Source organism: Flavobacterium rhamnosi (genome assembly GCF_048286515.1).
In the GTDB taxonomy this organism is placed as follows: Bacteria; Bacteroidota; Bacteroidia; order Flavobacteriales; family Flavobacteriaceae; genus Flavobacterium.
This window is the reverse complement of sequence record NZ_JBLVPS010000005.1, coordinates 180996-194802: the sequence shown is the minus strand read 5'-3', so window position 1 is coordinate 194802 and position 13807 is coordinate 180996. Positions and strand designations below refer to the sequence as shown.

Annotated in this window: 12 protein-coding genes; 10 read left to right on the top strand and 2 right to left on the bottom strand. The window is 34.3% G+C overall.

From position 1 onward, the window contains the following. Nucleotides 1-6 precede the first annotated feature (6 nt). From ACNQGN_RS06345 to ACNQGN_RS06320, 6 genes are all read left to right on the top strand, one after another. Nucleotides 7-642, top strand: a complete 636-nt coding sequence (locus tag ACNQGN_RS06345; protein WP_417987004.1) for a class I SAM-dependent methyltransferase — start codon at nt 7-9, stop codon at nt 640-642. Between the two features lie 241 nt (nt 643-883). After that, complete coding sequence (locus tag ACNQGN_RS06340) at nt 884-1480, top strand: short chain dehydrogenase (RefSeq protein WP_417987003.1); 597 nt, start codon at nt 884-886, stop codon at nt 1478-1480. A gap of 523 nt (nt 1481-2003) precedes the next feature. Continuing rightward, nucleotides 2004-2267, top strand: a complete 264-nt coding sequence (locus ACNQGN_RS06335) for a hypothetical protein (protein ID WP_417987002.1) — start codon at nt 2004-2006, stop codon at nt 2265-2267. Between the two features lie 10 nt (nt 2268-2277). Then, nucleotides 2278-2739, top strand: a complete 462-nt coding sequence (locus ACNQGN_RS06330) for a GNAT family N-acetyltransferase (RefSeq protein ID WP_417987001.1) — start codon at nt 2278-2280, stop codon at nt 2737-2739. A gap of 424 nt (nt 2740-3163) precedes the next feature. Beyond that, nucleotides 3164-4546 carry an alginate export family protein gene (locus ACNQGN_RS06325; RefSeq protein ID WP_417987000.1) on the top strand — a complete coding sequence of 461 codons (1383 nt, stop codon included), beginning with the start codon at nt 3164-3166 and terminating at the stop codon, nt 4544-4546. 233 nt (nt 4547-4779) lie between these two features. Then, the gene (locus tag ACNQGN_RS06320; RefSeq protein ID WP_417986999.1) at nt 4780-5361 is read left to right on the top strand and encodes a Crp/Fnr family transcriptional regulator; all 582 of its coding nucleotides are present in this window, start codon (nt 4780-4782) and stop codon (nt 5359-5361) included. Nucleotides 5362-5375: 14 nt separating this feature from the next. Here the strand turns inward: ACNQGN_RS06320 and ACNQGN_RS06315 are convergent, their stop codons facing one another. Beyond that, entirely contained in the window at nt 5376-6344 is a 969-nt protein-coding gene (locus ACNQGN_RS06315) for an NAD(P)-dependent alcohol dehydrogenase (protein WP_417986998.1), read from the bottom strand. A gap of 1226 nt (nt 6345-7570) precedes the next feature. Between ACNQGN_RS06315 and ACNQGN_RS06310 the strand changes: the two genes are divergently transcribed. Continuing rightward, nucleotides 7571-7915 (top strand): DUF4870 domain-containing protein, encoded by a 345-nt coding sequence (locus ACNQGN_RS06310; RefSeq protein WP_417986997.1) that lies wholly within the window; start codon nt 7571-7573, stop codon nt 7913-7915. A 391-nt stretch (nt 7916-8306) separates the two neighbouring features. On the opposite strand, the gene ACNQGN_RS06305 is transcribed toward ACNQGN_RS06310, so the two are convergent. Beyond that, on the bottom strand, nt 8307-8435 hold the full coding sequence (locus ACNQGN_RS06305) for a hypothetical protein (protein WP_417986996.1): 129 nt from the start codon (nt 8433-8435) through the stop codon (nt 8307-8309). Between the two features lie 15 nt (nt 8436-8450). Between ACNQGN_RS06305 and ACNQGN_RS06300 the strand changes: the two genes are divergently transcribed. The 3 genes from ACNQGN_RS06300 to ACNQGN_RS06290 all read left to right on the top strand — a co-directional run bounded on the left by ACNQGN_RS06300 (nt 8451) and on the right by ACNQGN_RS06290 (nt 13640). Beyond that, the gene (locus ACNQGN_RS06300) at nt 8451-12524 is read left to right on the top strand and encodes a T9SS type B sorting domain-containing protein (protein WP_417986995.1); all 4074 of its coding nucleotides are present in this window, start codon (nt 8451-8453) and stop codon (nt 12522-12524) included. 469 nt (nt 12525-12993) lie between these two features. Beyond that, the gene (locus ACNQGN_RS06295; RefSeq protein ID WP_417986994.1) at nt 12994-13485 is read left to right on the top strand and encodes a T9SS type A sorting domain-containing protein; all 492 of its coding nucleotides are present in this window, start codon (nt 12994-12996) and stop codon (nt 13483-13485) included. Beyond that, entirely contained in the window at nt 13482-13640 is a 159-nt protein-coding gene (locus tag ACNQGN_RS06290; RefSeq protein WP_417986993.1) for a hypothetical protein, read from the top strand. The genes ACNQGN_RS06295 and ACNQGN_RS06290 overlap by 4 nt, the downstream gene beginning before the upstream one ends. Nucleotides 13641-13807 lie beyond the last annotated feature (167 nt).

Here is a 13807-nt window from a genome sequence, read left to right as displayed (position 1 = left end):
AGACTTATGAATGAATCTTGGGATAATGCATACAAAAATATGTGGGATGATCGCTATAAAGAACAGGGTCACTCCTATGGAAAAGGTCCAAATGTCTTTTTTAAAGAATGGCTTCAAAAATTTGAACCTGGAACTATATTGATGCCAGCGGATGGCGAAGGACGTAACGGAGTCTTTGCTGCACAATTAGGTTGGGAAGTAACTTCTTTTGATCTAAGTGTAGAAGGAAAATCAAAGGCACTAGAACTTGCAAAGGAGAACCACACTACTCTGGATTATATTGTCGGAGATCTGGAACAACTTCAGTTTAAAAAAGAATCATTTGATGCCATTGGATTGGTCTATGCCCATTTTGCGGCCGAAAAAAAAGCACTTTTTCACAAAAAATTAAATGAATATCTCAAACCAGGAGGCATAATTATTTTTGAGGCTTTTAGCAAAAAGCACTTGCGCTTTAATGAACTTAATTCAAAAGTAGGAGGCCCAAAAGATAGTGCTATGTTATTTTCTAAAGCAGAAATAACAGCTGACTTTGAAAACTATGACACAATATTACTAGAGGAAAGAGAAGTCCTTTTAGACGAAGGAAAATACCATAATGGAAAGGGATCTGTGATTAGATTTGCCGGAAGAAAAAAATAAATTACTCTAAATAGCTCACACTAAAGACAAGAAGAAAAGACTATAAATTGCAGGCTAATTTCTATTATCCTGATGACAAAATACCGGGACAGCTATTGCCTAAAAATTCATTAAAAAAGCCTATCCCCTGCAGCGTTCACACAATTTCAAATAAGTCCTATTCAACTTCATTTTTGTCCTATCCCGCAGATTGCATCTGGATCTACCTTTGCTTAATCAATTAAATAAATAAACATAAAAAATGAAAATTATCATCGTAGGTGCATCAGGTACCATGGGAACGCACTTAGTAAGTGCATTTGAAAAAGATCACGAAATAATAAGAGTCGGTTCCAAAAGTGGAGACGTCCAAGTTGATATTACTTCACCTGAAGAAATAGAAAATTTCTTCAAAAAAGCAGGTCCATTTGATGCTCTTATATCAACAGCAGGACCAACCTATGTAGGGCCTTGGAAAAAAATGACCGATAAGGAATTCAGAAAAGGAGTCGAAGGAAAAATGATGGGACAAATTAATTTGGTACTTATCGGGCAGCATTATATCAATCCTAAAGGCTCATTTACATTGATCACCGGTGGTTTAACGCATGAACCACAATTAAATTTCGCAAATGCATCGGCCGCCAACGGAGCGGTTGAGGGATTTGTACGCGCAGCGGCAATTGAACTCGAAAACGGAGTTCGTATCAATGCTGTGAGTCCTACTGTTATAGAAAATTCTCCGCAATATTTTCCTTTTTTCCCTGGAGAAATTCCGGTAACAATGAAACAACTCGAATATGGCTTTCGCAAAAGCGTGTTCGGGGCCAACACAGGACAAGTAATAAAGCCTTACTGATTTTAATACGCGAAAGCGACAGCACCCATAGGTCATTATTAATATGATAATGATCTGCGGTTGACTGTAAGTTTTCAATTTGACATCGAGAATTCCAACTTACTAAAACAAAAAAAAGGCCCGCAATTCTAAAAGGCGAGACCGTTGAATTAGTACCATTAAAAAAAGTAATCGTGAAAATTTATTTTTAGGCGGCTTCTGAAAAAAAAATTGGGTACTTTTAGCTGGAGATTGTTCAAATAGAAATACGTTTGATGCTGCGTATGCTATTATAAACGATACCTTTTAGAGAGTCGCTGCTTTTCGTAAATCCCGTAACAAATTTTGAAAAGAAATTATAAATATTAAATTGAATAACTCAATAAATAACTGCAGCTAATTATCACTTTCCTATATGACACAAAATGAAATAATAATTCTAAATTTTGAAGAAATCAGAAGACGAAGTTTGAAACTTTGAACAGGAATTACTCCAGAAATTTATTTTTGGAAACCCGATAATGAAGCAATGAATACAATTGAAATGATAAGACACATTTTGGAAGCAGAACATTTGTTTCATAAAATTGTAAATGAAAGAGGGAATATTGGAGATTATGTTTCACCGTGGAGTGAAAGAATATTTGCTAAGAATTTCATATCACGAATCAGTTCATACCGGGCAAATCTTGTCATATATGAGAACTTTTGGACTAGAACGTCCGTTAATTTGGGATTAAAACATGAAATAAAAAAAATAGAAATACACCTGAATAACAACACACTAACGCCAATAAAATCGTATTGAAAATAAAAAAATGGAAACAATAGAAGTTAATTTTGAAGACTTTATAATTACGACCGATAAAACCAAAATGGACGTTTTATCAATTCACGATTTCCTGTCAAATTATTCGGGCTGGAGTGATAATATTTCTATTGAATCAGTCAAAATTTCTATTGAAAACTCACTTAATTTTGGGCTGTTTCATCAAAACAAGCAAATCGGATTTGCAAGAGTAATCTCTGACTTCTCCACAATTGCATATTTAGGAGACATTTATGTATTAGAAAATTACCGTGGAAAAGGGCTTTCAAAAAAGCTTATGAACACTGTTATGAAACATCCTAACTTACAGGGTTTGAGACGCTGGATTTTATTAACATCAACAGCAGACTGGTTATATGAAAAATATGGATTTTCAAAATTGCCAAAACCAGAAATATATATGGAACTTTTCAATCCAGATATTTATAAAAATGCACGACAAAAAAAATAAACTGCTAAAAATACAAAAAGGCTTTTTTTATTTAGTTGACCGGGTGACCAGAGCTTTGTACTCTGAAAAACAACCAAATGTAAAGTTCGAAAACGTTATTAGCTTCCAATCAGTGAACCTAAGCAATTAAAAATATAAATTCTCACACAAATCGGTTGGTAACGAAACCGGATAAGACATACAATATCATTAGTAAAACTTAGCCTTCTTATTGAGAATGATGCCTCTACATTGATTCAAATAAAAAGAGATGTATAGCTATATTTAAAACTGAAATAGAAATTTGAAAATAAACCGCATACTCACAACGGCAATTTCACGAAATGTGGGTTGCAGGCACACTTTATAGCCAATCTTACAGTAATCAAAAATTTAAATTTAATCAATCGACGGAGGGTTCTAAAACCAGCCGACTACACTACCTATGAAAAAAATTAATCATTTAATTTACAGAATAACGGTTGTCTTATCAATGGTAGTTGCTCCTACTCTAGCGCAAAATAAAATCAGCCTATTGCGCCAGGATGACGACTTTTCGCTTTTAAAAAATGACAGCCTTAAACAAGGGCTTGATCAACTGAAATATATTGCGGCAGGAGATAAAAATTATATTTCTTTTGGAGGCGAATTGCGCGAACAGTTTCAGGTTTTCAACAATATAAACTTTGGAGACGTACCACCAACCTATCCGGATAGTAACAGCAGTCAACTTCTTCATAGACTTCTGCTGCATTCTAGTATTGACCTGGGCAATCATTTTCGATTCTTTGTCCAGCTTAACAATACACTCCGTTTGTTTAATGACAGTCCAGTTGTTCCAGAAATGGATGAAAATCAATTAAGTCTGCATCAGGCCTTTGCTGAAATAAAATCAAACCATTGGAAATTAAGAGTAGGAAGACAAGAATTCTTTTATGGTAATCATCGGTTATTAACAGGGAGAGAAGGTCCAAATACGCGACAAGCTTTTGACGGAGTCATAGTTAAAAATTCATTTAAAAACGGAGGAATTGACTTCATTGCAGTTTCAAAAGTAATATCAAGACAATATGCTTTTGATGATGAGCACTTCAATGAAGGATTGATTGGTATCTATGGAACGCACTATTTTTTTAATCGTAAAATAGGATTGGATTATTTTGCTGTTAATTTTCAATCCAAATTGAGAAAATACAACTATCAGTCAGGATTTGAAAACAGGCAAACTTTTGGCACGCGCTTATTTTCAAATTATAAGACATTAAATTTTGAAATAGAAGGAGCTTATCAGTCCGGTAAATTCAATGCTTTAACTATTAGTGCCTATACTATTTTAGCGGATGTTAATTTAATGCTACTGCCCGCTAAAAAGGGAATAATTGGTTTTGCGGCCAATGCAGCTTCGGGAGATAAAAATAGCGGGGACAACAAATTAAATACCTATAATTTATTGTATGCCAAACCTGCTTATGGCCTGGCAATACCTATTGGATCTACAAACATAATAAGCTTATATCCGTACCTTAAAATAAATCCAACCCAAAAACTAAACATTGTGGCACAACTATTCTTTCTGGCAAGAAATAACAATCAAGACGGAACTTATTCACCAGGAATGGTCCAAAACAGACCCAGACCAAATTTTCTTTTTAGTTCTACTAAAAGAACCTTGGGTACATTCTATGTTGTTGAAACCATCTACCAGCAAACAAAAAATCTATCTTTCTCTTTTGATGCATCTTATTTTAAAGCAGGAAGCTATCCTATGTCCACAGGAAGTGGCAAAGACATTACCTATGTATCTTTTAAAGCAACATTCAAATTATAAATCAAAGAGAAACACATTGCTACTTTTAGCAATCGCATCACAAGCTATTTGCATTAAAAACCCCTTAAAACATTTGCGTAATTCATTGAATTTCATTATTTTTAGTACTAGAATTCATCATTGGACAACACCTACAGAAATACCAGCATTAAGGTCTTAAAACACCTACAATTCTGTGCTATTATCAACCATTGACATAACACAGGTGTTAAATGGCAAACTAAAAGACGACTATGCAAAATAAATTTGTAAACTATTTTTCAAGAATGACAACTCTTTCAGAAGAAGAATCAAAAGCTATTTCCGAGAGTATGGTTACTAAGACATTCAAAAAAGGGTCTCTTTTATTAGAAGAAGGACAGCAATCTATTGACACCTACTTTATTCTGGAAGGTTGTATCAGAGAGTATATTGTGAGTGACGGGGAAGAAAAAACCACTAATTTTTTTACCGAAGAACAATGGGTAATTTCACTCAGCAACTTTAATACGGAAAAACTTGTAGTACATAATCTGGTTTGCGTTGAAGATACAACTGTGAGTATTGGGAATGAACAACAAGCCCAGGAAATGTTTAAACGGTTCCCAAGATTTGAAACACTGTCGCGAATTATAGTGGAAGCTGATTTTGCTGAGCAAAAGAAATTATTAACTTCGTATCTTACTGATTCCCCCGAACAACGCTATCTAAAGTTATTAAAAACGAGGCCCGATTTATTTCAAAGAATTCCTCAATATCAATTGGCAAGTTATATTGGTGTTAAACCTGAATCATTGAGTAGAATCAGGAAAAGGGTTCTTCTAAAGTATAAGTAGTCCTTGGCCTTAACTTAAACGCAAATTACAACGCTCCCTCTTTTGTGCCCTTTTTCTACGTAAGTATGGGCTTCTGCAACTTGTGATAATGGATAACAAGTATCAATAACAGTTTTAATTTTTTCTGTCTCCAATAATTCTTTAAGTTCAATAAAATAGTTTAAGCGTTCTTGAACCGGAAGCATTCCTGTTGCCGAAGACTTTACTTTTTTACCACTAAATAGTGAAGTCCAAATCATTTCCATAAAAAGTGTTAAATCAAGAACTGCTGAAAGATAAACACCATTTTTCGTGAGTGAATTTTTACATTCTGAAAATGATCTTTTACCTACTGTGTCAAAGATTATATCATATTGTTCCCCGCTTTTCGTAAAATCTTCCGCACTATAGTCAATCACCTTGTCGGCTCCCAAAAATTTTACCAACGCTACATTATTGGTGCTACATACTCCGGTAACTTCCCCCCCGAAATGCTTTGCAATTTGAATCGCATAGGTCCCTAACCCTCCTGAAGCGCCGTTAATCAAAACCTTATGATTTTTCTGAATTTTGCCTAAACCCTTTAAAAAGTTCATGACGGTGATAGCGCTTCCATTTACAGGAGCTGCTTCCTCATAACTACTATTATTTGGCATCGTAATTACAACATCTTTTTCATTTACACAGACATACTCTGCATAACAGCCCAGCATAGTGGTTCCTCCAAAAACCTTGTCTTTAATCTTAAACAAGGTGACCTCTTGACCCACCTCCACAATCTCACCAGCAAACTCAAATCCAAGGATTCTTCTTTTTGGTCTTTTTAAACCAGTGTAAAATCGACCTATATATGGTTTACCTTTTCTCATCATAACGTCAGCTCCCGTTACTGTGGTGGCATAAACCCTAATTAACAACTCGTTTGGCTTAGGACAAGGTTTTGCTACCTGACTTAGGTGAAGAACTTCTGGAGATCCGTATTGTTTATATTCAATTGCTTGCATTCTAATTTGTGTTTTTAGTACGTGTTTCAAAGCATAAAAGTAAACACTTCGTTTTCCAATCTAGTTAACTATAGTTAAGAAATCCAAGCCTTACGCTACCAACCAATATAAAAGCACGTCCTATAAAATTACACTACGGTTTGTTACACTCCTTTTGTTTTCGCAAATAAATTCGCTGTAATTCATTTATTAACTTAGGTGCATAAAAAATAAAAAAAACTAACGCAAGTTTGCAGCATAATAAAAAAACACATAAAAATATGTTAGCAAATCAATCAAAAAACAGTTCCTATCATTCATCTAATACCGCTAAAAAAAGTTGTAAATAAGTTTTTGCAGTAGTATCACATCAATCTTTACAGACTACTTTCAGCGCCAGTTGACGCTATTAAAACTTGGGAATAATACTCCTTATGCTTTTAGGAATTTAGTGTACTGCAAAAAAATGATACCCTAAAATTACTTTAATGTTCCGATAGATTTTAGTACAGATTTGTTTTTGTTGTTTCAGGTGGCTCCTACTTATTTATTAAGAATTTGTAGTATTGTTTTAAGTAGTGAATTAATTTGGGGAAATTTAGCTGCCTGATCAACAATTATAAATTAAAATAAAGTTTCAATGCTTTATACCTATCCATTTTTTTCTACCTATATATCAAAAATCTAAATCCAAAATAAAACACCTTAATGACTGAATAACTTCCCAGGAGAAGGACAAAAAAATTCAAAATTTATCAAGAGATCTAAAATAAAATTACAGAATAATGCATAAAAAAAAGGGGTTAGTTTTTGATAACCAAAATTATTTTTCGAAGCTCATAAAAAAGAATTTCAAGGAGCAAATTTCTTTTGATACCTGTAAAAATTTTAGATACTTCGATAAAATATTAAATAACTATTCTGTAATAATATTTGTAATCTATTCTGAAGATGAAATCTTTGAATTTATAAAGGCCTACAATATAGGAGTCCCTTTGATACTATGTACGTTCAACAAAGAAATCCTAGTAAAACTACGTAGAATTGATGACATCATGCTATTGGATGCATCCAAAATACTGCCCGAAATTGTTACGGAATTGAGGTCTTATTTTGGTCTAAAAAATCTTCTTTGACTAAAAAAATTGTCTCGTACGATTATAACAACAGTTAAGTATTTCAATATTAATATACTATTTCACAGACATACTAAGTGCGAATGATTAAAGCTTTTACTTAATGAGTATATGAAATTTAAAACCAAAATGAATAAAAAAAAAATTTCACTTATTAGCTACATTACTATATTAGGCTGGATAGTCTCATTTATATTGTATAGCAACGGTGGGAAATCCCCATTAGCAAAATACCACCTAAAACAATCATTTGGTTTAGGAATCCTGGGAGTTTTACCTAGTATTACCCCCATAATAATTGATTCTACTTCTCCAACAATTACGATACTATTCATCCTAACAGAACTTGTGTTATTTATCCTTTTGACTTTGGGAATTCGTAATGCCATAAACCAACAAAAAAAACCCATACCCGTAATTGGTTCAATCTTTATCGATAGGTTTTATTTTATCTAATTATAACAGAGGTTTTGCATACTAAAGTCCCCTATAAGTTACAACCATAGCAAGGTTAAAATTTCATTTTTCAATTTAAAAAATCATAAAAACAACTTTTACTATTCATAAGAACTAAAAAAATAATTATGTCAAATTGCAGCAATTGTGGATTCCATATACTTCCTAACAGGGAATCAATGCGAGAAATCTATACCGCACCAACGATCCAAATAAACTATATAAAAAGAAAATTATTCCGAAAACGAATAGATTATAAAAAACAATTGGTATGCCGCATTTGTGCAAGAGAGATTGATCTTGCCAATATGAAATACGAATTTTATATAGTAATTATACTTTTAATTTTTACAATGGTTCTTATCTCTGCGCTCCTATTTTAAGCGAATGGCTATTCCCAATAGACTCCTGAAAGCAAAAATTTTATTTGTAAAAAGCCATTACTATTTCCATGATAGTCCCTATAGTGAACTAAATAGTAGCTGGCATCAATTTCAAGCAATCCTAAAAACTCATTCATTATTATAATTTATTTATGAAAATTTTTATTTTTTTGCTCCTAATACTGTTTCCTTCTATTTCGTTTTCACAAGGAATTACAGTTGACACTACTACATTAAGTGTTCCACAGCTGGTTCGAAATGAATTGATGCAAAACTCTTGTTCTAACCTAACAAATTTTGTATTTTCTTCCCATAAAGGTATTGGGCAGTTTACCAATACAAATGCACTTTTTCCCATCTCAAATGGTATAATTATCCGAAATGGTATTGCAAAATATACCGAAGGTACCTACACAGGAATCAATGAAAGCAGCCAGATCACCACTACTGTAGCTCTTGATGTTCAATCCATAAGCGACAACAATGGACAAACTGCGCCAATAACGGATGTAGCTTTTATTCAATTCGATTTTACCCCCTTATCCAGTAATTTTAGTTTCGATTTTTTGTTTGCTTCTAATGAATATGGCCAATACCAATGCGGTTTCAGTGATGTTTTTGCTTTTTTGCTGACTGATTTAACCACGGACACTACTGTTAACTTGGCAGTAATTCCCGGAACAGCTATTCCGGTTTCTGTAAAAAACATTCGAGACTTTGCCTATAATTCCTCTTGTTTATCCGCCAATGCAAATTTATTTTCTACCTATAATGTATCCAACTCAGCTACTTCAGCTATAAACATGCGGGGCGAAACCGTACTCTTAAAAGCATCATCTACTGTTATTCCCAATCGAACCTATCGAATAAAATTAGCTATTGGCGATTATAATGACAGTAATTTAGATTCTGCCGTATTTATTAAAGGAGGAAGTTTCACTACTACGACCAACTTAGGTCCTGATCAAACTATCTGTCAAAGCGAAAACATTCTTCTTGACAGTGGACTTGGCATAAATTATAACTACTCCTGGACATTAAACGGCTCAATTATTCCTGGAGCAACTACCGCTACATTAAAGGCAACACAAGCTGGAACATATGGAATTAATGCAGTACTTCCAGCTTCAGGATGTACGATTACTGACGAAGTTACTCTTTTCGATTTACAAACTATCTCACCAAAAAATTTATCCACTTGCTATACTGGTCAGACCACATATCAGTATGATTTGACACAAAACAATCTTGTTGCATTAGGATTAAATTCTGATGAATATTCCATTCAGTATTTTGATTCTTTAGCCAGTGCGAATGCCAATGGACCACAAATTCCTGCAGCGCAAGTATCGTCTTATACAAGTATTGGAAACCAGACCCTATATATTAAAGCAATCCATATTTCAAATGGAAATACAATTTGCGACAACTTACTATCATTTAATCTTTTAGTAAATGCCCCCATTAAAGCCACTACCCCTCCACCATTATCTTTTTGTGACAACAATTCAGGAACAGTAATGGCCAATTTAACAGTTCAAAATGCTGTAGTACTCAATGGACAAAATACTGCCAGTTACATTATTTCTTATTTTACATCTCAATATGACGCTCACAACAATATAAATCCAATAGCAAATCCAAGTGCTTTCCCTATAACCATTGCACAATCAGTGCAAACAATTTGGGTCAGAATGGTTGATGTTTCAAACTCTTCCTGTTTTAATAGTGTCAATTTCGATGTTACAGTTTCACCGTTGCCCCCAGTGGATATTATTCCTAATGCAATTGAATGCAGTAAATATATCTTACCCCCGATAAACAATGGTAATTATTACACTGGCACAGACAAAACAGGACTTCTATTAAATGCCGGCGATGTGATACATAATGGTGGCACCTACTATATTTCTAATGGTCCTTATACTTCCGACCGTTGTATGAATCAAAGTTCTTTTACCATAATTTTAATTGATGAAATCAGTATTCCAACTACTGGTTGTGGTCACTATATAATTCCTGCACCACCCGCGGGAAATTTCTTTACAGCGCCAAGCGGAGCAGGTACGCAAATTCCAGCAGGAACCGTTTTAACCAGTGACCAGACCATATACTATTATGCTGTTATTAATGGTGTTGTCTGTAGAGATGAAGCTCTAGTGATTACGATTTTTCCGCTACCTCTGGTTGATAGTCCAGACGATGTGGTTACCTGTAATTCTTATACGCTGCCTCCATTAAACAACGGAAACTACTTTTCCGGCCCTGGAGGAACAGGAAATAATTTAAATGCAGGCGATGTACTGACTTCTAGTCAAAATGTGTATGTATTTGCAATTGATGGCCTTTGTACAAATCAGGATGTGTTTAGTATTTATATTGTTGATACCTCATTGTACCAACCAATTTTTTCATGCGGAAGTTATACTTTACCCGCTGTTCCTTTTGGCAATTATTATGATCAGCCTTTAGGAGCTGGAACTATTATTTCGGCCGGAACAGTAATTAGAAGTTTGCAAACTGTTTATTATTACGTTAACACATCAACCGCCCCCAATTGCACCGCTAATTTAAGTTATCAAATTACAATACAACCAGTACCAGAGATAATTGATATAGCCGACGAAACCAGATGTGAAGATGACTATTTTATTTTACCGTATCTATCCAATGGAAGCTATTACGATCAGCCTAATGGCGGTGGAAACAAATTAAAAGAAGGAAATCCAATCACCCTATCCGGAACATATTACATTTACGATACCAATAGTATTGGGTGTACAGCACAGGATTTATTTACCATTACCTACAGAAAGAAACCTGATGCTGATAGCTTTACTGATGTGTTCACCTGCAATGGTTTTACCCTTCAAACATTAAATAATGGAACGTATTATACCGCTTCCGGAGGGAGACATGGTGTTGGATCTGTCATTCCTTCGGGAACTGTTATTACTACCTCACAAACAATCTATATTTATAATGAATGGAATGATTTTAGCTCTTGTAGTTCTGAAACTTTTTTTAAAGTTGATGCTGCAGGTATTGAAGTTGGTACTTTTACAGATGTAAACAGCTGCGACAGTTATACACTGCCGATGTTAACGATTGGTAATTATTATTCTCAATCCAATGGAAAAGGGCCCATTATTTCTGCAGGAACAGTAGTAACTACGTCGCAAACAATTTACGTTTATGCAATAGCCGGCAGCCGACTTACCTGTTCTGATGAGGATAATTTTATTGTCACCATTTCTGCAACACCTATTTTAGCACGCCAGCCAGACGTAGAGGCTTGCGGAAGATACGCACTCCCTTCACTATTGTTAGGCAATTATTTTTCCGGACCGAATGGAACAGGAACTAGATATGTTGCCGGTCAAAATATCTTTATAAATCAAATAATGTATATCTATGCTGTATCACAATCCAGTCCAGGTTGTTCCACTCAAGATCAATTTAACATCACAGTTTATCCATTAAGAAACCTTGTAATTGAAGGTGGGGTGCTTTGTGTCGATCTCAAAAATGGTGCTCTCCTAAATCCTCTCGAACTAGTTACAGGTCTTAATCCTGCTATTTTTACAGCAGAATGGTACTTAAACGGCACATTAATGGGCACTGGAGTTAATTATAATGCTATCTATGAGGGAACTTACACCGTTAGTGTTCTAAAAAAAACAATTGATACAGGCGATGATTGTAACTACAATCCAACAACAGTTCTTGTTGAAAAATCGAGCTTAGCATCTGCAAATATAACGGTGACTGCTCCTTTTGAAGACCGTATTGATATAGTCGCAACTATTAACAGCGGCTTTGGGTCTTACGAATACCAATTGGACAATGGTTCTTATCAGACAAACAACGTTTTCCAGGATGTACCCTCAGGCAGGCATAGTATTAGTATTAATGATACAAAAGGAGATTGCGGCGCTATTACATTATTTGCTAATGTATTGAAATATCCGATTTTTTTCACCCCTAATGCAGATGGTTATCACGATAACTGGAATATTTGGGATTTAGCAGATCAGCCTGATGCCATAATCTATCTTTATGACCGCTATGGGAAACTTATAAAACAACTAAGTCCTGCGGGTCCAGGATGGGATGGTACCTCTAATGGATATCCTCTCCCTTCAGCAGATTACTGGTTTCAGGTATTTTATAAGAACAGTGGTGCTATGCAGGAATTCAAGTCGCATTTTAGTATGAGAAGATGATCATTATTCAGTATAAGACATAGTGCACTATATCCTGTCGCTTTACCTCCATTTTCAATCGGAAACATCCTTAACTCTTTAAATTATAAGAATAGGGAAAGATCACTATTATATTCTTTTCATTACCTTATAAAACAGCTGTTTAGCTGGCTTATATTCTTATAAAATTCTCGTACCTGCTTTTTAGACATTTGTCTAGTGTAGTCCTCTCAATATTTAGAAAATTTGTCCACAAAAAATTTGACATAAATCATCACAATATTATGCAGATTCAATATGTATTTTTAAAATACAATGGATTTAAAAATCCTTTGATTCTTTGGGAATACCGATGTAAAAATATTTTTTACAGGGATATATAAAACGGTTTATTAGTAATAGCCAAAAACACAAAATTAAAGCCGTAGTAGCTCTTTAACAATTGTCTAAATCAAAAAAACAAACCTTTCTATTCTATAAATAGCTAAAAATGATAAAAAAAATATTGATTATTCTATTTTTTGGTTTCAGTGTTCAGGGACAAGGACAGGAATTGCATCATCAGATGCTATCTGGCCAGGGTGACCGTAAACTTTTGCCAAGTGGGGTCACCGTATGGCAAACGATAGGGCAACAGAGTATATCAGGAAATTATAAAAATAATAATTTGGTAGTTGGCCAAGGTTACCAGCAAAGTACCTATTCTCGGGAGAATTTACATAATATGCCATATGCCATGACCACAACGACCTATCCAAATCCCGTTTCAGACTATGTAAGTTTTAAGTTTTCATCTGTAATAGATGGCTTCATTAAAGTAATCATTTTTGATTTACTAGGAAAAGTGGTTTTTTATCAAGAAAAAAAGGCCTACCAAAATATTCTGACTATTGACAATATTTATCTATCAGAAGGTACCTACTTGGTAAAATTAACTGCCTCAAAATACAATTATTCAACCAAAATATTAAAATTAAAATGAACAAATCATTTTTTATGGCTCCTACAAATGGATATTCCCAAACAGTATATTTCTATGCAGGAAAGAACTATACCCAATGTAAATTTAAAAGCGCGACCGAAACAGCAAGTATAGACTTCCAAATCAGCACAGGAAGTAACTTTGAAATCGGCTAAAAAATAAAAACTGTATTGTCTATCCTTCTTATTTTGTGGCTTCTCTGTTACAAATAGGTCAAAACACTAAAACGTATTAAACATACTGAAGAACAGCATATACTAAAAAAGGTCTACTCTATTCTATCTCTTCTGCCCTGCCATTTAATAGATAGCCTCTGATTATT

Coding starts and splice junctions, on each gene's coding strand:
- ACNQGN_RS06345 (WP_417987004.1), top strand. CDS start 7: ATGAATGAATCTTGGGATAATGCATACAAAAATATGTGGGATGATCGC.
- ACNQGN_RS06340 (WP_417987003.1), top strand. CDS start 884: ATGAAAATTATCATCGTAGGTGCATCAGGTACCATGGGAACGCACTTA.
- ACNQGN_RS06335 (WP_417987002.1), top strand. CDS start 2,004: ATGATAAGACACATTTTGGAAGCAGAACATTTGTTTCATAAAATTGTA.
- ACNQGN_RS06330 (WP_417987001.1), top strand. CDS start 2,278: ATGGAAACAATAGAAGTTAATTTTGAAGACTTTATAATTACGACCGAT.
- ACNQGN_RS06325 (WP_417987000.1), top strand. CDS start 3,164: ATGAAAAAAATTAATCATTTAATTTACAGAATAACGGTTGTCTTATCA.
- ACNQGN_RS06320 (WP_417986999.1), top strand. CDS start 4,780: ATGCAAAATAAATTTGTAAACTATTTTTCAAGAATGACAACTCTTTCA.
- ACNQGN_RS06315 (WP_417986998.1), bottom strand. CDS start 6,344: ATGCAAGCAATTGAATATAAACAATACGGATCTCCAGAAGTTCTTCAC.
- ACNQGN_RS06310 (WP_417986997.1), top strand. CDS start 7,571: ATGAAATTTAAAACCAAAATGAATAAAAAAAAAATTTCACTTATTAGC.
- ACNQGN_RS06305 (WP_417986996.1), bottom strand. CDS start 8,435: ATGAATGAGTTTTTAGGATTGCTTGAAATTGATGCCAGCTACTATTTA.
- ACNQGN_RS06300 (WP_417986995.1), top strand. CDS start 8,451: ATGAAAATTTTTATTTTTTTGCTCCTAATACTGTTTCCTTCTATTTCG.
- ACNQGN_RS06295 (WP_417986994.1), top strand. CDS start 12,994: ATGATAAAAAAAATATTGATTATTCTATTTTTTGGTTTCAGTGTTCAG.
- ACNQGN_RS06290 (WP_417986993.1), top strand. CDS start 13,482: ATGAACAAATCATTTTTTATGGCTCCTACAAATGGATATTCCCAAACA.